This is a genomic window from Catenulispora sp. GAS73, assembly GCF_041262085.1.
Classification (GTDB): Bacteria; Actinomycetota; Actinomycetes; order Streptomycetales; family Catenulisporaceae; genus Catenulispora.
Genome location: NZ_JBGCCM010000030.1, coordinates 1 through 19,967, shown reverse-complemented (window position 1 = coordinate 19,967; position 19,967 = coordinate 1). Strand labels below are relative to the sequence as shown.

Genomic DNA, 19,967 nt, shown 5'->3' with positions numbered 1-19,967 from the left:
ACCTCAATCCGCTTGAGCCAGTGCGACGTCGGCGGCCTTGGCCGCGTCCTTCAACGCCGAGGCCGGATCACCCTGCCCTTGGAGCACCTTGGCGATGGCCTGTCCGACGGCCTGGGAGAGCCCGACGTAGCCGGGGACGGTGGGCCGGGCGGTCGTGGCGTTCGTCAGATTGTCGAGGAGCGTCTGGGCTCCCGGGTACTGCTTGGAGTAGGCCTGGAACTCCGGGCTGGCGGCCTCACTGATACGGAGCGGCAGGTTACCGGTGGCGAGGTTGAACTTCGGGTCGGTCTGCTCCGAGGTCAGCCACTGCGCGAACTGGTAGGACCAGTAGGCGCGGTCGGTGTCGTGGTGGTCGTAGAGCGTCCAGATGTCCGGGCCGGAGATGGTCTGGTGGTTGGTGCCGTCGAAGGACGGCAGGTAGGTGACGCCGTAGTCCAGGTTCGCGGTGACGTTGTCCGACAGCTGCCACGGGCCGCTCATGATCATGCCGATCAGGCCGGACTTGAACAGGTCGGCGTACTTCTGGTCGTCCTGCGACAGGTACACGGACTTGTCGGTCACGGCCATCTGCTGCAGGAATGTCAGGGCCGCCACGCCGGCCGGCGAGTCGAACGCGGCCTTGCTGTTGTCCGAGTTCAGGACGCTGCCGCCCTTCTGCCAGAGCAGCGGCCAGAAGTGCCAGGTGGTGTCCTCGGTGCCGGAGACCGAGTAGGCGGTGCCGTAGACGTTCTTGGATGTGTCCGTGAGCTTCTTGGCCGCTGCGCGGAAGTCGTCCCACGTCCAGGTGTTCGTCGGCTCGGCGAGGCCCGCGGCCTTGAACAGCTTCTTGTTGTACATCAGCGCCAGGTTGTCCACGACCGCCGGGAAGCCGATCACGTGCCCGTTGGGCGTCGCGGTCTGCCGGGCCGCCGGCGGGAACTCTTCCCACTTCACGGCCGGGTCCTTGACCTTGTCGGTGATGTCCAGAGCGCGACCCGACAGCTGCATCTGGGTGGCCCAGCTGCCGAAGTTGTAGGAGATGTCCGGGTAGGTGCCGCTGGTGAAGGCGGCGGTGAGCTTGGGCAGCAGCTGGTCGGTGGTCGGCGCGCCGGGCGAGACGTCGACGGTGACGTTCGGGTGCGCGTCGTGGAACTGCTTGGCCAGGCCCTCCAGCAGCTTCTCGGGGTTGACGTCCTGCCCGGTCCAGACGGTGATGGTGACGGGCTTCGTCGGGTCCGCGGGCGCCTTGGAGGAGGTGGAGGAAGAAGACGACGACGAGCAGGCGGCGGTCAGCGCCAGCGCGGCGACGGTGGCGCTCGCGGCGGCCGAGCGAAGGGTGCGAGCCGTTCTTGGATGCACGGGAAGACCTCCCAGGCGGAGAAGACGAGGGGAACAGAGATGGAAGAGTTCCGTCATTCAAGGGCTCCGCACACCGAACTCACAAGATCCACGCACGTTTCGCTCACCGGGGATGCTCGAAGACGCGCGAAGCGGCGCGATGAGCAAGTGCTTGGCAGCACCGGGACGCACGCGTAGCATCGGGGTGCGCCGCTGTGGAAACGCGACGTCAGAGGTACGCCCATCCGGTATGTCGGCACCGCCGCGAGCCCGGACCGAGTCGCCAGGACCGCCCGCCGATCGTGCGGGCGGCTTTCCGAGGCGGGGTCGTGCCCACCAGCACAATGGAGCTCACCGTGAGCCTCATCGATGCCCGATCGACCCTTCCCCCAGCAGGTCCAGTCCGCCCCGGGCCGCCGTTCCAGGCGTAGCGGGTCCGGCGATGACCGAACTGCAGAGCAAGAACACTCCGACCATGCACCGCTCCGACCGGGTCACGGCCATCCTGGACCGGCTGGCCTACGGCGGGAGCGTCGACGTCGCCACGGCCGCGCGCGAACTCGGCGTGTCGGTGGCGACCATCCGCCGCGACCTGACCCTCCTGGACGACCAGAACCTGCTGGTCCGCACCCGCGGCGGTGCGGTGGGACGCGACGTCGCCTACGAGCTCCCGGTCCGCTACCGGGACAACCACGGCCGCGCCGCCAAGCAGGCCATCGCCCGCATGGCACTGCGCGCACTGGCGCCGGGCCGACACGTGGTGGCCGTCAACGGCGGCACGACCACCAGCGAGGTGGCGCGCCTCCTGGCCACCCGCACCGAACTGACGGTGGTGACCAACGCCCTGAACATCGCCGGCATCCTGGTGAACCGCCCGAAGGTGAAACTGGTGGTCACCGGCGGCGTGGCGCGCTCCAACTCCTACGAGATGGTCGGCCCCTGGGCCGAAACCATCGTGGGCCGCTTCAACGTGGACACGGCCTTCATCGGCATCGACGGCATCAGCGCCGCCAGCGGCCTGTCCACCCACGACGAAGTCGAGGCGCACACCAACGCGGTGATCATCGGCCGCGCGCAGCGGGTCGTGGTGGTCGCGGACGGCTCGAAGATCGGGCGCACACATCTGGCGCACGTGGTCGGGCTGGACGCGATCGACCAGCTGGTCACCGACAGCAGCGCGGACCCGGCGGAGCTGCAGGCCATTGCGGCTCAGGGGGTTTCGGTGCGGATCGCGGAGCCGGCGCGGCGGTGAGGGGTTGCGGTGCGGGGCGGCGGGCACACCAGCGGGCAGTTGGCCGGGCGCGGCGCAGGCAGCTGACCGGCGAACACGCGCGGCGGCGCGGCGGTGCGGGGCGGCGGGCACACCAGCGGGCAGTTGGCCGGGCGCGGCGCAGGCAGCTGACCGGCGAACACGCGCGGCGGCGCGGCGGTGCGGGGCGGCGGGCACACCAGCGGGCAGTTGGCCGGGCGCGGCGCAGGCAGCTGACCGGCGAACACGCGCGGCGGCGCGGCGGCGCGGCGGTGCGGCGGTGCGGCGGTGCGGCGGTGCGGCGGTGCGGCGGTACGGCGGCGGCCTGCCATCCCCCGGGCCAACCGCAACCCGCCAGCGCCCAAGCGCCATCGGCAGCCCGAATCATCGAGCTGCCGATGCCATGGCTTTCCGTCCGCTCAGCAGGACCCTGCGAACACGCTATGCGCGTCCAGCCCCGTCGCGGCCTGATAGGCGCCGAACCCGGTGTACGTCACCGCATGCCACCCCCACCGCGCCGACGCCGCGTCCGCGGCAGCGGCCGAGTACCGGTTCCCGTCCACGACATCCCCCGCGCCCGAGCCCGAACGTGCGACCGTGCCGATCAGCAGCGTGCCGGGGCCGGCGGCGCAGATCGTGTTGCCGGTGATGCGGTTGCCGCTCTCGTGGTACTGGATCAGGAACTCCGGTGAGCCGTCGTGGTCCGTGTTGTTGTTCCGCAGCACGTTGCCGGTGAACGTGTTCGCGAACGACGTCCCGGTCTGCACGCCCCCGCAGTCCTGGCCGCCGTCGCAGTAGCCGCCGGTGGTGATGCCGACGTAGCGGCTGTCGCTGACCGCGTTGCCCTCGACCGTCACGTGGTCGGCGGCGCCCTTCGGGTTCTCCGCCGCCACCTCTATGCCGATGTCGTCGGCGTGCACCGTGTTGCCGGCGATGTCGATGTGCGTGCCGCCGTCGACGTAGAGACCGTCCGCGCAGTTGCACCAGCCGGTCGACGACCAGTACGCGGGGTTGCCCGCCGAGATGATGTTCTCCACGGTGTTCCCGCTGATCACCCCGTTGCGGGCACGGTTCAGGTCCGTGTACCGGTACGCCGGCGGCAGCGTCGCCTCGAAGCCGATGGCGTCGATCCCGATGTTGTTGTTGTCGTGAACCCGGTTCGCGGTGATCCGCCACCCGTCGACGTTCCCGTTCACCACCACCGACTCGCTGGCCCCGAGGTGCAGGTGGTCGACCTCGTTGTGGTCGATGACCAGGCCGCTGATCGACCGCGTCGGGGAGTCCCCGTACGCGGCGATGCCGTGCGCGTTCATCGCCATGCTGCCGAGCGTGCCGTTGTCGTTGCCCATGTCGTGCACATGGTCGCCGCTGATCGTGACGCCGGTGTCCCCGCCGTGGACGTAGATCCCGATCGGCATCCCGGCGATGTCCTTGGTGCGGTAGCCGGTGATCTCCAGGCCCTGCACCGCGACCGAGGTGCTGTCGGCGATGTCGACCATCGCCGAGCGGCCGCTCGGGACGGTCAGCTTGGAGCCGTCGAGCACCGGGTGCTCGCCGGCGGCCGCGGTGATGGTGACGTTCTTCGCGTTGTGCAGACTGACGCGCTGCGCGTAGGTCCCGCCGCGCACGACGACCGTGCCACCGCCAGACACCGCCGAGACCCCGCGCTGGATCGTGGCGAACGGAGCGGTCGAACTACCCGCCGCCGAATCGGAGCCGCCCGGAGCGACATACACCGTGGAGGGGGCGCCGGAAGCGTCGGCGAAGGCCGACACCGCGAGCATTGACGGCACGAGCGCGGCCAGAGCCGCGACTGCCAGGACTTGTGGCTTCATACCGCACAGAGCGTGCGCACCGCACCGACCCCCGTCAACGAAAACGCACCCGACATGAGCGATTCGGCCCAGTCGCTCACCGGGACTGCGCGTTTCCCATCCATACCTCGACACTGCGACGGCCCCGCTGCTAAGAATCGCCCAGCACGAGAACCGCCACAATTCTCGACGAGGAGAAATCATGCCCCTGACTCCATCGCCCAAGCGCATGGCCGCGGCAGCAGCCGGCCTCGCCCTCGCCGCCGCCGCGACCGTCGCCCTCACCCCGGCCGCCTCAGCGGCCACCGCGACGCCGTCCCTGCCGAGCCCGGCCGCCTGCAACGGCTGTTGGCAGCCGAACCTGCAGACGTCCTGGAACTGGGTCCTGTCCACGGTCCCGAGCGCGCCCTTCCGCAACGTCCAGATGTACGACGTCGACGGCTTCAACAACTCCGCCGCGAACGTCTCCGCGCTGCACTCGGCCGGCATCAAGGCCGTCTGCTACCTGTCCGCGGGCACCTACGAGAACTGGCGCCCGGACGCCTCGCAGTTCCCGTCCGCGGTCCTGGGCAGCCGCAACGGCTGGCCCGGCGAGAAGTGGCTGGACGTCCGCGAGATCCAGAAGTCCGGCAGCGCCCTACGCAAGATCATGGACGCCCGCCTGGACATGTGCCGCCAGAAGGGCTTCGACATGGTCGAGCTCGACAACGTCGACGGCTACACCAACAGCACCGGCTTCCCGCTGACCGCCACCGACCAGCTCTACTTCAACGCCACCCTGGCCAACGATTCCCACGCCCGCGGCATGAGCGTCCTGCAGAAGAACGACAATGAGCAGATCCCACAACTGCTCCCCTACTTCGACGGCGCGCTGAACGAGCAGTGCAACCAGTACAAGGAATGCACCACCGCACAGAACGGCGACTACGGCTACGACCAGTACGTCGCCGCCGGCAAGCCGGTCTTCCAGGCCGAGTACAAGCTGTCTACCTCCTCGTTCTGCTCCAAGGACAACGCGAACGACTTCAACGGCGTGCGCTTCGACATCAACCTGGACGACAAGACCTTCCAGCCCTGCCGCTGATCCAGCCTGACCACCAGCCCGACTGATAAAGAGGGAAGGCGAGCGCTGCCGGTGGGGACACGCTCGCCTTCCCTCGCCTGTGCCGGAATCAGCCCACTATGTCAGTAACCTCACGGTATGCTGCCCCTGATCGTGTCCAGCCTGGTCGTGATGCTGGCGTGGACCTTCGCCGCGCGCCGCCTGGCGCGCCGGCACATCTCCGGCCCGCTGTTCATGGTGGCCGGCGGCGTCGTGGCCGGGCTGATCGGCGGGACCGGCTTCGCCGAGCGTCTGGACACGCACATCGCCGAGCGCATCGTCGAACTCGTGCTGGCCGTGCTCCTGTTCGTCGACGCGACCGTGGTGCGCGACGGGTTCCTGGCCGGCGAGCGCGGCGCGGTGGTGCGGCTGCTGTTCATCGCGCTGCCGGTGATGGTGGCCGCGGCGTTCGCCGTGGGGGTGCCGCTGCTGCCGACGCCGTCGTGGGCGGTGGCGTTCGTGATCGCCTGCGTGGTGGCGCCGTTGGACTTCGCCACCGCCCCACACCTGCTCAAGGACCGCAACCTGCCGCTGTGGGTGCGGCACGTACTGGCCGTGGAGAGCGGCTACAACGACGGCCTGTTCTCCCCCGCGTTCGCCTTCGGCATCCTGCTGATCGGCGAATCAGGGCACGGCGGATCCCCGGAGGACGCGCTGCGGCAGGCGTTCCCGGCCGCGGCGTACGCGGTGCTGGTCGGTGTCGGGCTCGGCACGGTCACCGGCACCGTGCTGCGGCGCTCGGAGCGCGAGCGCTGGTCGAGCGCGGAGTCGGTGGGCATCGCGGCGCTGCTGCTGCCGATCGTCACCTATTCGATCGCGGTGTCCGTCGGCGGGAACGGCTTCGTGGCGGCGTTCCTGGCGGGCATCTCCTACAAGCGTGCCCGGATGGGGTTCCGAGGCGAGCAAACTCCCCTGCCGGAGTCGGAGTTCGCCACTGTCGAGGCGCTGGGCACGGTCGCCTCGCTGATCGTGTGGTTCGTGTTCGGCGCCGTCGCGGTGCTGGTGTTCCAGGTCGGCGTTCCGGGATCGGTGATCCTTTACAGCGTCCTGGTGCTGACGGTCGTGCGCATGGTGCCGGTGTATCTGGCGATGCTCGGCACCGGCGCGACGTTCGTGGACCGCACGCTCCTGGGCCTGGTCGGACCGCGCGGTACTACGTCGATCGTGTTCGGGCTGCTCGCCTACAACGCCACCCGCGACGAGGACGCCGACCTGACGCTCGCCACGATGACGATCGTGCTGCTCGGGAGCCTGCTGCTGCACGGGGTGGCGGTGCCGCTGGCCGCGCAACGGCTCAGCTCGCCGGCCGATGACGAACCAGCACCAGCGTAGGTACGGCGATCACGAGCACGAACACCCCGGCGACGAGCAGGCCCGTATGGAAGGCCTCGTTGAAGGAGTGCCGGGCGGCGTCCCCGACCACGGAGGCCAGGTTCGCCGGCAGCCCGGAGGCGTCCGCGCCGCGCTTAGCCCCGGCGACGACCTGGTCCACGACCGGCCCCGGCAGCCTGCGCCGGGTCAGATCCGAGGTGAGGTTGTCGGCGAACTTCGAGGTCAGAATCGTCCCCAGGACGCTGGCGCCGAGCACGTTCCCGAGCTGCCGGAACATGTTCACCACCGAGCTCGCCATCCCCGCCCGCGCGGCCGGAACGCTGATCACCGCCGCCGCGGTCGACGGCGCGACCAGCAGCCCGGCGCCGATGCCGACGACCAGCAGCCCGGGCCACACGTGCCCGAAGCCGGGACCGGCCTGCGACCAGCGCAGCGCGAAGATCCCCGCGGCCATCGCCAGCAGCCCGGCGGTGAGGACGAGCTTGAAACCGACGCGGTGCACGATCCGGCCGGCCACCGAGCTGACCGCGATGAAGGGCACGAACATCATCAGCGCGCGCGTGCCCGCGCCGAGCGGGGTGAGGCCCTGGACGCGCTGGAGGTAGAGCACGCTCAGCAGCGCCGTGCCGGTGAAGCCGATCATCGACGTGGCCGCCACCGCCATCACCGCGCTGAACGAGGCCGAACGGAACAGCCGCACGTCGATCATCGGGTCCGGATGCCGGGCCTCGTACCAGATGAAGGCGGCCAGACAGACGGCCGCGACCGCGTAGGAGGACAGGATGGCCGGCGAGCCGTAGCCGAGCGTCTTGCCCTGGATGATGCCGAAGGTCAGCATCACGACCGTGACGGTCCCCAGGACCAGCCCGACCGGGTCGAGCCGGCGTCCCGGGTGCCGGCTGTCCGGGATCAGGAACACGGTCCCGGCCAGGGCCAGCGCGCCGAGCACGATGTTGATCGTGAAGATCGCGTGCCAGGAGTAGTGCGCCAGCAGCAGGCCGGACCCGACCGGCCCGATCGCCAGGCCCAGCCCGGAGCTGCCGGCCCAGATCGAGACGGCCTCGGTGCGCTGCCGGGGATCGGAGAACTCGTGGCTGACGATGGCCAAGCCGCTGGGCAGCAGCAGCGCGCCGCCGACGCCGATGACCGCCTGGGCGGCGATGAGCGTGCCGGTCTGGCCCGCGGTGGCGGCGATGACGCTGCCACCGATGAAGAACAGGACGCCCAGGCCGAAGACCAGGCGGCGGCCGATCAGGTCGCTGAGTGTTCCGGCGGCGAGGATGAGGCCGGCCACGACCAGGCTGTAGGCGCTGGTGATCCAGACGATGGCGGTCGGCGAGGAGTGCAGGTCGGCTTGGATGCGGGCCAGGGCGCCGATCGTCGAGGAGACGTTGACGAAGGCCATCATTGTGCCGACGCAGATGACAGCCAGGGCCAGCGCGCGGTTCTTGGCGCCGGCGGGAGGCGGGGTCGGTGAGCTGCGCACGGAGCCGGAGCCGGCGTCCGAGGAAGGTCCGGGGGCGCCGGAGGACGACGCCAGGTGGGTCTCGGTCATGGTCGGCGCGCTTCCTAGGCGAAGACGCCGGTGGTCAGGCCGGCCAGGCCCGCACGGACCGACTCGGTCAGGGCGTCGGCGAAGACTTCCTTCTCGTCGGCTTCCAGGGCGTCCAGGACCCGGCCGGCGATGTCGTCGGGCGCTGACTTGTCGGTGCCCTCGGGCAGGTGCGCGGTCATGGGGGTGTCGACGTAGCCGAAGTGCGCGCCGAGGACCTGCGTGCCCTGCGCCGCCAACTCCAGACGCAGGGAGTTGGTCAGGCCCCAGAACGCTGCCTTGCTGGAGCTGTAGGCACCGGGCGTGGCGATCCAGCTGAGCACCGAGTGGATGTCGACGACCGCGCCGCCACCGTTGGCCGCGAGTGTTGGCGCGAAGGCCCGGACCAGTGCCAGAGGACCGAACACGTTGGTCTCGTAGGTCGCGCGGATCTCCTCCAGGTCGCCGGTGAGCAGCGAACGCGGGCCGCTGACACCCGCGTTGTTGATGAGGACGGTAACGTCCCCTGCGGCGGCTGCGGCGGCCTCGATCGCGGCGGGGTCGGCGACGTCGAGCTTGATCGGCACGACCCGCGGATCGGCCCAGTCCCGGTCCCGGCGCGCGGCGGCGTAGACCTTGGCGGCGCCCCGCTCCAGGGCCTGCCGGACAAACTCCTGCCCCAGGCCACCGGTGGCACCGGTGACCAGGACGACGCTGTTCTCAAGCTTCATGGCGGGCTCCTTTGACACTTCGGCTAACTGAAGTCAGCTGACACCGGGTAGTATCTGACTACAGCAAACTGAAGTCAACTCGGAGGAGGCCGTGCCCATGGAGCTGCACCCGCCCCTGGACGACCGGACCACCTGGTCCCCGATCGGCGCCTGCCCCGTCGAGAAGGCGATGGCCGTGATCGGCACCCGCAACTCAATGCTGATCATGCGCGAGGCCTTCTACGGCACCACCCGCTTCGACGACTTCGCGCAGCGCGTCGGCATGGCCCCGGCGACCACCTCAGCGAACCTCAAGGCGCTGGCCGACGCCGGCCTGCTGGCCCGCCAGCCCTACCGCGACCCCGGCGGCCGGTCCCGGGAGGAGTACCTGCTCACCGAGTCGGGGCGGGATCTGATGCCCGCGATGTTCGCGCTGTTCCGCTGGGGCCAGAAGCACGCAGGCGGACCGGAGTCGGTGGACATCGCGCACATCGGCTGCGGGGAGAGTGTGGATGTGACTGTGTCCTGCCGGAGCCACCATGAGGTGGGGCTTGATGAGGTGGAACTGTGGAGTCGGCGGCCTGACTAAGCGGTGGCGTCCGCGACAACGTCAAAAGTGCCGTCCGCCGCTGTCCACGACGCGTGAGAAGTTCGGCCGGTCGTCTGTCTGACCGAGGAGAGCACGTGCGTGACAGTGACCACGACCTGTGGTGCAAGGCGGTGCAAGGCGACGCGACGCCGCTGCTGGAGAACCTGCCCGAAGGCGCCGTGGCCGGTGTCGCGCGCCCGCTGAACAGCGTCTTCGTCGTCGAGCCCGGTCCGGATGGCCGGCAGACCGGCACCGTGGCGCTGGCCCGCGCGGCAAACAGGCCGGTGTTCGGTGTCCAGGACATCCCGGGCTCGTTCCGCGTCCAGCGCATCGACCACGACGACCGGCACTGGATCCTGCACGCCGCCGACGGCCGCACGTTGAAGGCCACCCCCGGCCAGTTCGCCAACCAGCCGCCGATCCTCGACGAGGAACACAACCCCTGCTACCAGGCGCATCTGGAGCAGTCGTGGGAGGCGATCGCGCGCATGTACGCGACCGACGCGCCGGACCGCCCCGTCCCCGAGATCAGCGACGAGGTGCTCGGCGGCTTCGAGTTCGATGAGGATCTGTACGAATACTCAGCGACTTTTGAGCCACCCTCGGACCAGGTGTACGTCCGTTTCGGCGCGGCGGAGCCCGAACGCATCAAGGCTCTGCTCCCATCAGTGCGCACGCTGCTGGACGACTTCGAGCGGATCCGGCAGTCCGGGCTTCGCTACCTGTGGGACCGCTGGCTTCGATATCTGTGGGACCGCGGCCCGGATGATCGGACCTCGGAGCAGGCCGAAGCTGAGCTCTTCAGGGAGGCCATCGCTTTCCGGCTGGAGTTCTACTACTCCGGCGATTTCATCCTGAACTACAGCGACGGCGGTGCCGGATACTTCGCCGACGGGTACTGGATGGCCGTCCACTTCCGGGGCGAGGACGCGACACCGGTGATGCTCTCCATGGAGGGCTGAAAAGGGATGTGGTCGGGGCATGTCGCAGATCTTGATGCCGCCTACTCGTCGTCCCGACTCCCGCGCGAAGCGCTCTCGACGAGCACGTCGCCGGCCGACGTCCGGTAGTACAGCACCGACCGGCCGGAGCGGCGGCGACGCACCAGGTCGGCGTCGAGCAGGACCTTGAGGTGGCGGCCGACCGAGCCGAGCGGCTGGCCGGTCAGCGTGACCAGGTGCGTGGTGCTCTTCGGAGAGGCCAGGAGCAGCAGGATCGTTGCGCGGTTCGCACCGAGCAGGCGGGCCAGCGGCCGGGGTGCGACGGTCGTGCCGACGTCCGCCATGGCGCCGGTGCAGGGATAGATGATCGCGTACTGCGGCTTGTCGTCCCAGGCCACCCAGCCGCGCCCGGGCGTCACCGGCGCGAAGTACAGGCGCGCGCCGGAGACCTGGCGGGGCGGGAAGTTGTGCAGGTTGATCTGCAGGGTGCCGTCGCCGAGCCACCGCATGCCGGGACGCATCGCACTCAGCGCGGCGGCCCAGCCGGCCTGGCTCAGTTGGGCGGTGCGGGAGACGATGTCGGCTTCCATCAGCCGGCGGCGGCGCTCCCACGTGGCCTCTGCGGTCTGTGTCCAGATCCACTCCAGGATGTCGGCCAGGCGCGGCGCGAGGTCCGTGCGGTCCAGGAGGTCGGGCAGCGGGCCGCCGTGGGCGACGGTCAGGTTCGCCAGAGCCAGCTCCGGTGACGTCGCGCGGACCTGCCGCACTTCCTCCTCGAAGCTCTGGTCGCCGGTCGGCACCGGGGCCAGCAGATCGGCGATCCAGTGCGAGCGGGAGCCCAGAGCCGCCTCCAGCAGCGGGCCGGTCAGCGGGTCGGCGGCCACCATGGCGAGGAAGGCGGGATTGTGTTCGTCGAACCAGGCCTTTTCCGCCGGGTGCGCCGTGGTCCGGCGGTGGAGCGTCTGCAGGCAAGCCAGCGTCTCCGCGAGCGGCGAGACCACGAACCGGCCGCTGGCGAGGGTGTCGGTGTCGACCAGCCACAGCGTCATGGTTTCGCCTCCTGGCGAAACTGTACCTGGCGCCGCGCATCCGCTCGCACACTGACGACCATGCGAACGTACCGGCAGCTCTTCGCTTCCCCCGAATTCCAGCCCCTGTTCTTCACCAGCCTGTCCCAGGTCGCCGCGCAGACCGTCAGTGGCTTGGCGCTGGGCACCCTCATCTACGCGGCCACCGGATCGCCGCTGCTGTCGGCCCTGAGCATGTTCGGGCCCAGCCTCGCGCAAGTGGTCGGGGCGACGGCGCTGATGTCGGCCGCCGACCTGATCCCGCCGCGCGCCGCGCTGTCCGGCCTCGCGCTCGCGTTCGCGATCGCCACGGCCGCGCAGGCGATCCCGGGGCTGCCGGTCGCGGCCTCGTTCGGCATCCTGTTCGTGATCGGCGTGCTGGCCTCGGTCGGCGGCGGCGTGCGCTACGGCCTGCTCAACGAGGTCCTGCCGAAGGACGGCTACCTGCTCGGCCGCTCGGTGCTGAACATGGCGGTCGGGACCATGCAGATCTGCGGCTACGGCCTCGGCGGCGTGCTGCTGACGGCGCTGTCGCCGCGCGTGACGCTGCTGGTCGGCGCAGGGCTCTACTTCGCCGCCGCCGTCGTCGCACGCCTCGGGCTCAGCGCCCGGCCGCAGCGCGCGTCGGGGCGGCCGTCGATCGCCCAGACGTGGCGGAACAACGCGATGCTGTGGTCCTCCGTACCGCGCCGGTACGTGTTCCTCGCACTGTGGGTGCCGAACGGGCTGATCGTGGGCTGCGAATCGCTGTTCGTGTCGCTGTCGCCGCAGCACGCCGGTGTCCTGTTCGCGAGCGCCGCGTTCGGCATGCTGCTCGGCGACACCATGACCGGCCGCTTCCTGCCCGCGCGGTGGCGTCGGATGCTCGGCGCGCCGCTGCGGCTCCTGCTCGCGGTGCCGTACCTGGTGTTCGCGCTGCACCCGGCGATACCGATCGCGGCCGTGGCGGTCATGCTGGCCTCGATCGGGTACGCCGCGAGTCTGCTGCTCCAGGAACGTCTCATGGCCCTGACCCCGAACGAGCTGAGCGGCCAGGCGCTGGGTTTGCAGTCGTCGGGGATGCTGACCATGCAGGGAGTCGGGGCCGTGGTCGCCGGGGTGCTGGCGCAGTGGTTCACGCCGAGTACGGCGATGACCGTGATGGCCGCGCTGTCGGTGGTGGTGACGCTGAGTCTGGCTCGTGGGCTGCGGGACGAGCGTGAGCCCGAGCCCACGCCCACGCCCACGCCTGAGCCCGCACCCGAAGCTTCGCCCGTGCCCGCGCTCACCCCCGCGTCGTAGGGATCAGCGTGCCGATGCGCTCGATCGCAACCGGACCTCAGCGGCCTGTCTGTTAGAGGCCTGCCAGGGCCAGCAGCCGTTCCATGTGCTCGACGGGAAGGGACGGCGATGCGGCGGCAGCCTCCGCGACGCACTCTGATGAGTCTGCGAGCAGCCGAAGCAGGGCTGGAAGTGGAAGGTTGCGGTGGCCCGCGACCGCGCGGCGAGCACGATCCGCGGGGTCGCGGGCCAGCTTCTCGGCGAGTTCCGGTGGCAGGTCCGGATCGCGGGGTGCGAAGGAGCGGAGCCTGGGCTCGGGGTCGGTGGCGAAGCGCCGCAGAGTCTCCGGCGGGAAGGTCAAGACCTCCGCGTCGTCCCACCAGAACGTGAACTTGTCCCCCCGCACTCGGTAGCGGCGCTCGATGCTCTCGGCCGTCGCCGGATCGACCAGGTGCGGGGCGGTGTGGGCCATGGTGAGGCGAACCCTCTCCGCCTCGTCGTCCAGCAACCGTGCCACCCCGTCAGCGGGAAGGGACTTGTTGCAGGCCGCGGAAACTCGGAAGCTGACGTAGGGCGAGTCGATGTGCGGCAGCGGATCGGCCGTGACCCAGTCCAGATGCAGGATGCGCAGTTCCATGGGCGCGAAAGTATTCTCGATCCAGCGCTGTTCCGTTGCGTCGTCGACGTCGGGGCCCGGATCGGCCGTCGCGCGCGAGAGCTCGTGGACCGAGGCGTGGATCTGCGCCCGCAGGTGCTCGGGTGTGTCGGGCCGGGCGAAGACCTTGATCCGGACGTTCAAGGCCGGATCGACGGCGAGGATGTCGCGGACTGGCGGCGGCAGGTCCGGATGGCGGGCGAGTTCGGCGCGCACGTTGTCGTCCGGGTCCTCGGCAAGCCGGCGAAGGGTGTCCGCGTCCAGGACGGCGTGGATCACCGCACCCGCTCGGGTCACCGGATCCGCCAGCAGCGCCGGCACCAGGTCCGCGGGCGGTGTCGGATGCGGCGGGCGCGCGAAGTAGGTCGAGCACGCGGCGCCACGGACCCTGGGCTCGGCATCGGTCAGCAGGATCCGCCGGACCTCCTCGGGCGCTTGGGTCCAGTATCTCGCCAGGGCGGCGCGGATCGCGGGGTCGGGGTCGGCGGCGAGGCGGGCTCGGAGATCGGGCGGTGTATGACGGCTTTGGGCGAGTTCCTCGCGGACTTGTGGTTCGGGATCGTCGATCAGCAGCTCCAGCATCTGCCTCGGCGCGGTCGCGGCGCGGACGGCGAGCGCGGACCGCACCCCCTTGTTCCGGTGGGAGGCGAGTCGGATGCGGAAGCGGTCCGGCAGCCGCTCGTTGAGTGCCAGGCTGTGCAGGAGCCAGTGGTCGTCGAGCTCGATGATCTCGGCGATCATGTCATCGGTGAGGTCCCGCCGCTTCGCCACCTTCCCCATTCCCCGCCGCCATGCGAACAGGCGCCGGATCATGGCGGCCGGCAGGGCGGGGTTCGCCGCCAGCCCGTCCACCACTTTGCCGAGGTGAACCGGAGTCGGGGCGTCAGCGTCCATGGGGCCAGGATGCCAGGCGGGCTCGGTCGCAGGAGCGGCCCGGTCGCCGCAGCCGAGAAAGGGAGACTGCGGCAGCCGGGGAGTAGGGAACAGCCTTCAGAACCTCATCTCCGGATCCTGCCGAAGAGCCTGGCCCGCAGCCGATCCAGCAGAATCGCGGCGCCGAGCACCGCCCCCTGCACGACGGTCTGGTAGTAGGTGTTCACGTGCAGCGCGAGCAGGCCGTTGGCGATGAACTCCAGCAGGATCGCGCCGGCCGCGATGCCGACTATGCGCCCCTCGCCGCCGAACAACGACACTCCTCCGACCACGGCGGCGGCGATCGCGGTCAGCTCCCAGCCGCTGCCGACCGAGGGGTCTGCCACGTTCATCCGGCCGATCACCAGCACGCCGACGACACCGGCGAGGACCGCGCTGGAGACGTACGCGGAGGTGACGCGCCGCGCGATCGGGATACCGGCCAGCCGGGCCGCCTCCTTGTTGCCCCCGACCGCGTAGATCTGCCGCCCGACGTACGTGCGCTCCAGTGCGAACCAGGCGATCACGACCGCGCCGAGGAAGAACAGCGCGGGCACCGGCACCCGGCCGATGTAGTACTGACTCAGGTTGCTGAACAGCGGATCGATCCCGTTGATCGGCGTGCCGGTGGTGATCGCCAGCGCCATGCCCTGCGCGATGGTGTACGTGACCAGCGTGATCACGAACGGCGGCACGTTCAGCCGGGTCACCATGGTGCCGTGCCAGACCCCGACCGCGGCGCAGATCAGCAGCGTCAGGACGATCGCCACCGGCGCGGGCAGGCCCTGGTTGACGTTGAACCAGGCGGTCAGGATGCCCGCGAGCCCGGCCAGCGCGCCGACCGACAGGTCGATCCCGCCGGTCAGGATGACCACGGACTCCCCCACCGCCAGGATCCCGACCTGCGCCAGGTCCCGGCCCATCACCTGCAGGTTGCCGACCGAGGTGTAGGTCGGGGCGTTGGCCGCGATGATCGCGAACACCAGCACGCAGGCCACGATGACGCCGGCCTCGGGCGATTCGGCGAGCTTGCGCAGCAGCCGCGTGACGGCCGGCTGCCCGCGCGGCGGCGCCTGCTCGGGGGTCAGGGTGCTCTGTGCTGTCATGGTGCGTCTCCGTGTTCTGACACGTGTTCCGACACGTCTGCTTGCGCGTCTTCCGAGCCGACTGCCGGACCGTCTTCCGACCCGTTTTCCGCGCCGGCTTCGGGCACGCTTTCTGGTACGTCTTCCGGCACCGGTGCCGGCGCGTCGTCGGGCACGCGCGCCGGCTCGTCCTCTGCCATCGGCGCGATCGGGGCGGAGCCTGCCGCGGCCGTCATGATCCGTTCCTTGGTGGCCTCGGCCCGGTCGATCACGGTCGCCAGCCGGCCGTGGTTCAGCACCGCGATCCGGTGGCAGATCCACAGCAGCTCCTCCAGCTCGGAGGACGCGACCAGCACCGCCATCCCGCGCTCGGCGGCCCGGTCGATGAGCTCGTAGATCTCCGCCTTGGCCCCGACGTCGACCCCGCGCGTGGGCTCGTCCAGCAGCAACAGCCGCGGTTCGGTGGCGAAGGCCCGGCCGAAGATCGCGCGCTGCTGGTTGCCCCCGGACAGCGCGCCGATCGGCTGGTCGACGGAGCGCATGCGGACGTTGACGCTCGCCGTGATCCGCTCGGCCTCGGCCCGTTCCCGGCGCGGGCCGAGCAGCCCGCGGGTGCTGATGCGGCGCAGGATCGGGATCGTGACGTTGGCCCGGATCGGGGCGAACACCACCAGGGACTGCTCCTTGCGGTCCTCGGGGATCATCGCGATGCCCGCGGCCGTGCCGTCGCCGGGACCGTGCGGGGCGTAGGGGGAACCGGCGATCGTCATCTTGCCGCCGGTGGCGGGTTGCGCCCCGGCCACGGTGTGGATCAGGCGGCTGCGACCGGAGCCCATCAGCCCGGCCACCCCGACGATCTCCCCGGCCCGCAGGTCCAGATCGACCGGGCCCAGGCCGTCGGCTGTCAGGCCGCGCAAGGACAACAGCACCGGGGCGTCGGTCGGCTCCTCCTTCGGCCGCGAGTGCGCCACCTCGCCGCCGACCATCTCCCGGATCAGGCGCTCCTCGCTCGCCTCGCCGGGTGTCAGGTCGGCGACCAGCCGGCCGTTGCGCAGCACCAGGACCCGGTCGCTGACCTCGCGGACCTCGTCGAGCCGATGCCCGATGAACAGGACGGTGCCGCCCCGCGCGGCCAGCTCGCGCGCCAGACGCAGCACCTGGGCGCCTTCGACCGGTCCGAGGGAGGAGGTCGGCTCGTCCAGGATGAGCAGCTTCGGGCGGCGGCCCCAGGCCTTGGCGATCTCGATCATCTGGCGCGTGGGCACCGGCAGGGTCCGCACCTGGCGGCCGACCTGCACGGCCGTGGCGGACAGGCCGATCTCGGCGAGCATCTCGACCGCCTCGCGGCGCAGCGCCGGCCGGTCGAGCAGGACCCGCCGCCGGGAGCCGCGCGGACGCCGTCCCAGCAGCAGGTTCTCGGCCACCGAGAGCTGCCCGACCAGCGGGAACTCCTGGGAGACCATGGCGATGCCGAGCGCGGCGGCGGCCTCGGTCGAGCCCGGGACCAGGGCCGTGCCGTCGATCTCGATCTCGCCGCCGTCCCGGCGCACCGACCCGGACAGCGTGCCCATCAGCGTGGACTTGCCGGCGCCGTTCTCCCCGACGACGCCGACTACCTGGCCGGCGTAGAGGTCCAGCTCGGGAAGGTCCAGCACCCGCACCGGGCCGTAGGACTTGTGGACCCCCCGCAGCCGCGCGGTGACCGCGCGGCCGGGGGCGTCGACGGAGGCTGCCATCGTCAGCTGATCCCCAGCTGCGTCTCAAGCGCCTGGTACCCGGACAGGTCCGCGGAGGTCACCAGGCCCACGCCGGAGCTGAGCGTGGAGCCGTCGGACTCCAGGTAGGGCTTGACGAGCGCCATCGTGGCGTCCTTGCCGAGGACCTTCTCGGCGGCCAGGATGTAGGCGCCGGTGTAGCCCTGCTGGTAGGGCATCTGCACGACGGTGCCGGAGATGACGCCGGACTTGATGAAGCCCAGGGTCTGGGCGTCGGAGTCGTCGGAGACGATGTGCACGCTGCTGGACTTGCCGGCCGACTGCACCGCCTGGGCCAGCGCCGGGCCGTCGTAGGAGTAGACCCCGTAGAGGCCGTTCACATCCGGGTTGTTGGCCAGGATGGTCTCGGCGTCGGAGGTGGCGGTGGCTGCCGAGAGGTTGTCGTTGACCTTCTGGGCGACGGTGATGCTCGAACCCTTCAGCGCGTCCTCGAAGCCCTGGATGCGCTGCGTGGCGTTGGCCGCGGTCAGCGAGCCGACCAGCACCGCGACCTTGCCCTTGCCGCCCAGGACCTGCTTCATCGCCAGGCCGGCCTGCTGCCCGGCGGTGTAGTTCGGCGTGCCCAGGTAGAGCGAGGCGGCGTCGGTGCCCGGCAGCGGGGAGTCGATCGCCAGCACGCTGACGCCGTGCTGGACGTCGGTGTGGATGGTGCCGGCCGCCGAGGTCGGGTCGATCGCGGAGATCGCGTAGCCGGTGACGCCCTGCGAGCGCAGGGTCTCCATCTCGGAGTTCTGCTCGGTGAGCTTGCCGTTCGGCGGCGCGTAGTAGGTGCACTTCGAGCCCGACAGGCCCAGGTCCGAGCAGCCCTTCTGGAAGCCGACCTGGCCGGCCTTCCAGTAGTCGGCGGCGACGTTGACCACCATCGCGATGTTCACCCCGGACAGGTCCTTGCCGGCCAGCGCGGTCTTCAGCGCCGCGTCGAGCTTGGCGAGGTTGTCCTGGTTGAAGGTGATGGAGCCGGCCAGCGCGGCCGGCGGTGCGGAGGTGGCGCCGCCGGAACCGGTGGAGCCGGTGCCCGACGGGGAGGATCCCGACCCGTTCTTCGAGCAGGCCGCGGCCGTGGCCACGAGCAGCGCAGCCGCGCAGGCTGCGGTGATGCGGATTGTCCTGGTGCCCATCCTCGTTCAGATCCTTTCCGGAGTCCTGCTGAGTGTGTTGGCGGTGCTTTGGCGGTGCGGTGTTGGCGGTGCTTTGTTGGCGGTGCGGTGCAGTGTTAGCGGTAACATTTCGCGCCGGCCGGCGGCGCGGTGTGCGTGGTGCGATCAGTGGGGTCAGGGGGCGGGACGTGCGGTGGACGCACGCACCACCAGGCTCGGGTCGATGGCGGCCACCGGTTCCCCGGCACGCCGGCCGCCGCCGATCGAGCGGATCAGGGCGACCAGCGCGCGCCGCCCCAGCTCGTCGAAGTCCTGGCGGACCGTGGTCAGCGCCGGGCCGAAGAACTCGGCGTCCGGGATGTCGTCGAAGCCGACGACGCTGACCTGCTCCGGGACCCGCCGCCCGGCGGCCTGCAGGGCCCTGATGAGGCCCAACGCCAGGTGGTCGTTGGCGCAGAACACGGCCGTCACGTCGGCGTCCCCGACGATCTGGCGGCCGAGCTCGTACCCGGTGCGCGCGGACCAGTCGCCGCCCTTGAACGGCTCCGGGACCCGCGCCCCGCGCACCGTCAGCGCCCGGCGCCAGCCGACCTCGCGCTCCTGGGCGTCCAGCCAGGTACGCGGACCGGCCAGGTGGTGCACGGTGCGGTGGCCGAGGTCGAGCAGGTACGAGGTGGCGCGCTCGGCCCCGGCCTCGTTGTCGACCGCGACCGTGCTCAGCGGCGCGTGCACCCCGCACCCGACGGCGACCAGCGGCACGTCGGAGGGCATGTTCGCGAGCGCGCCGACCGCGGTGGTCTGCGGCGCGATCGCGACGATGCCCTCGACCGCCTGGTCGCGCAACCGCTCCACGGCCTCGAACACCGACCGCCGGTCCATGGCGGCCAGCGCGGCGACGGTGACGAAGTAGTCGTGCTGCTTCGCCGCCTGCTCGATGCCGTAAAGCATGGAGGCGGGGCCGTAGAGCGTGGTGTTGAAGCTGATCACGCCGAGAGTGCGGGTCCGCCGCGTGACCAGCGTCCGAGCCGCGGCGTTGGGGCGGTACCCCAGCTCCCTGATGGCCTCCATGACGCGGTCGCGCGTGGCAGGCCGGACGTTCGGGCGATCGTTGAGCACGCGGGACACAGTCTGCTGCGACACCCCTGCCACCCGCGCGACGTCGGCCATGACCGGAGCGCGGTCGCCGACGACGATCTGCATGACGCCTCACATCTCTCGGGGTGGCGGGTGGTGGTCGGGCCCAGACGAGGAACGGCGGCAAGGCAGAGCTCTGCCGCTTCGAGCAGTGGCGCGTTGCTGTGCGTTGACGATTGTTAGCGCAAACATCCGGAGCGTCAAGAGTCCGCAACCTGTTCGCAACCGGGGGTGCGCGCGTGGTGGGCAAGCGGCACTGGAACACGGTGACGGTCGACGGCTCCCTGAGTAAGGAGAGTGTGGCCGTGTTGTGGGGTCCGCGTCGGCCGCCAGGTCCTGCGCGGTCAGCAGGCGCACGTCGGCCGGGACCACGTCGGTGGGGCCGAGGCGGATGATG

16 protein-coding genes are annotated in these 19,967 nt (G+C 70.6%); 6 read left to right on the top strand and 10 right to left on the bottom strand.

The window, feature by feature from the left end; translation table 11 throughout:
- Positions 1–3: 3 nt before the first annotated feature.
- Positions 4–1,338 carry an ABC transporter substrate-binding protein gene (locus ABH935_RS36165; RefSeq protein WP_370382474.1) on the bottom strand — a complete coding sequence of 445 codons (1,335 nt, stop codon included), beginning with the start codon at positions 1,336–1,338 and terminating at the stop codon, positions 4–6.
- A 421-nt stretch (positions 1,339–1,759) separates the two neighbouring features.
- On the opposite strand from ABH935_RS36165, the gene ABH935_RS36160 reads away from it, so the two are divergent.
- Positions 1,760–2,569, top strand: coding sequence for a DeoR/GlpR family DNA-binding transcription regulator (locus ABH935_RS36160; RefSeq protein WP_370382473.1), 810 nt, complete (start codon positions 1,760–1,762; stop codon positions 2,567–2,569).
- Positions 2,570–2,985: 416 nt separating this feature from the next.
- On the opposite strand, the gene ABH935_RS36155 is transcribed toward ABH935_RS36160, so the two are convergent.
- Positions 2,986–4,401: a hypothetical protein gene (locus ABH935_RS36155; RefSeq protein WP_370382472.1), complete on the bottom strand. Its 1,416-nt coding sequence runs from the start codon at positions 4,399–4,401 to the stop codon at positions 2,986–2,988.
- A 181-nt stretch (positions 4,402–4,582) separates the two neighbouring features.
- Between ABH935_RS36155 and ABH935_RS36150 the strand changes: the two genes are divergently transcribed.
- Together ABH935_RS36150 and ABH935_RS36145 are read left to right on the top strand one after the other, a co-directional pair.
- The gene (locus ABH935_RS36150) at positions 4,583–5,464 is read left to right on the top strand and encodes an endo alpha-1,4 polygalactosaminidase (protein ID WP_370382471.1); all 882 of its coding nucleotides are present in this window, start codon (positions 4,583–4,585) and stop codon (positions 5,462–5,464) included.
- 117 nt (positions 5,465–5,581) lie between these two features.
- Positions 5,582–6,814: a cation:proton antiporter gene (locus tag ABH935_RS36145; RefSeq protein WP_370382470.1), complete on the top strand. Its 1,233-nt coding sequence runs from the start codon at positions 5,582–5,584 to the stop codon at positions 6,812–6,814.
- Here ABH935_RS36145 and ABH935_RS36140 read toward each other — a convergent pair.
- Together ABH935_RS36140 and ABH935_RS36135 are read right to left on the bottom strand one after the other, a co-directional pair.
- Entirely contained in the window at positions 6,777–8,369 is a 1,593-nt protein-coding gene (locus ABH935_RS36140) for an MFS transporter (RefSeq protein ID WP_370382469.1), read from the bottom strand. The genes ABH935_RS36145 and ABH935_RS36140 overlap by 38 nt on opposite strands.
- Before the next feature lie 14 nt (positions 8,370–8,383).
- Positions 8,384–9,076 (bottom strand): SDR family oxidoreductase, encoded by a 693-nt coding sequence (locus ABH935_RS36135; protein ID WP_370382468.1) that lies wholly within the window; start codon positions 9,074–9,076, stop codon positions 8,384–8,386.
- A gap of 97 nt (positions 9,077–9,173) precedes the next feature.
- Between ABH935_RS36135 and ABH935_RS36130 the strand changes: the two genes are divergently transcribed.
- Both ABH935_RS36130 and ABH935_RS36125 read left to right on the top strand, forming a co-directional pair.
- Positions 9,174–9,644, top strand: a complete 471-nt coding sequence (locus ABH935_RS36130; RefSeq protein ID WP_370382467.1) for a winged helix-turn-helix transcriptional regulator — start codon at positions 9,174–9,176, stop codon at positions 9,642–9,644.
- A 95-nt stretch (positions 9,645–9,739) separates the two neighbouring features.
- On the top strand, positions 9,740–10,606 hold the full coding sequence (locus ABH935_RS36125; protein WP_370382466.1) for a hypothetical protein: 867 nt from the start codon (positions 9,740–9,742) through the stop codon (positions 10,604–10,606).
- A 41-nt stretch (positions 10,607–10,647) separates the two neighbouring features.
- On the opposite strand, the gene ABH935_RS36120 is transcribed toward ABH935_RS36125, so the two are convergent.
- Positions 10,648–11,634 (bottom strand): transcriptional regulator, encoded by a 987-nt coding sequence (locus ABH935_RS36120; protein WP_370382465.1) that lies wholly within the window; start codon positions 11,632–11,634, stop codon positions 10,648–10,650.
- Between the two features lie 60 nt (positions 11,635–11,694).
- Between ABH935_RS36120 and ABH935_RS36115 the strand changes: the two genes are divergently transcribed.
- Complete coding sequence (locus ABH935_RS36115; RefSeq protein WP_370382464.1) at positions 11,695–12,933, top strand: MFS transporter; 1,239 nt, start codon at positions 11,695–11,697, stop codon at positions 12,931–12,933.
- Between the two features lie 52 nt (positions 12,934–12,985).
- On the opposite strand, the gene ABH935_RS36110 is transcribed toward ABH935_RS36115, so the two are convergent.
- The 5 genes from ABH935_RS36110 to ABH935_RS36090 all read right to left on the bottom strand — a co-directional run bounded on the left by ABH935_RS36110 (position 12,986) and on the right by ABH935_RS36090 (position 19,636).
- Positions 12,986–14,461, bottom strand: coding sequence for a hypothetical protein (locus ABH935_RS36110; protein ID WP_370382463.1), 1,476 nt, complete (start codon positions 14,459–14,461; stop codon positions 12,986–12,988).
- A gap of 104 nt (positions 14,462–14,565) precedes the next feature.
- Positions 14,566–15,585, bottom strand: a complete 1,020-nt coding sequence (locus ABH935_RS36105) for an ABC transporter permease (RefSeq protein WP_370382462.1) — start codon at positions 15,583–15,585, stop codon at positions 14,566–14,568.
- Complete coding sequence (locus ABH935_RS36100; protein WP_370382461.1) at positions 15,582–17,300, bottom strand: sugar ABC transporter ATP-binding protein; 1,719 nt, start codon at positions 17,298–17,300, stop codon at positions 15,582–15,584. The genes ABH935_RS36105 and ABH935_RS36100 overlap by 4 nt, the downstream gene beginning before the upstream one ends.
- Before the next feature lie 2 nt (positions 17,301–17,302).
- Positions 17,303–18,457, bottom strand: a complete 1,155-nt coding sequence (locus ABH935_RS36095) for a substrate-binding domain-containing protein (protein WP_370382460.1) — start codon at positions 18,455–18,457, stop codon at positions 17,303–17,305.
- 153 nt (positions 18,458–18,610) lie between these two features.
- The gene (locus ABH935_RS36090; RefSeq protein ID WP_370382459.1) at positions 18,611–19,636 is read right to left on the bottom strand and encodes a LacI family DNA-binding transcriptional regulator; all 1,026 of its coding nucleotides are present in this window, start codon (positions 19,634–19,636) and stop codon (positions 18,611–18,613) included.
- Positions 19,637–19,967 lie beyond the last annotated feature (331 nt).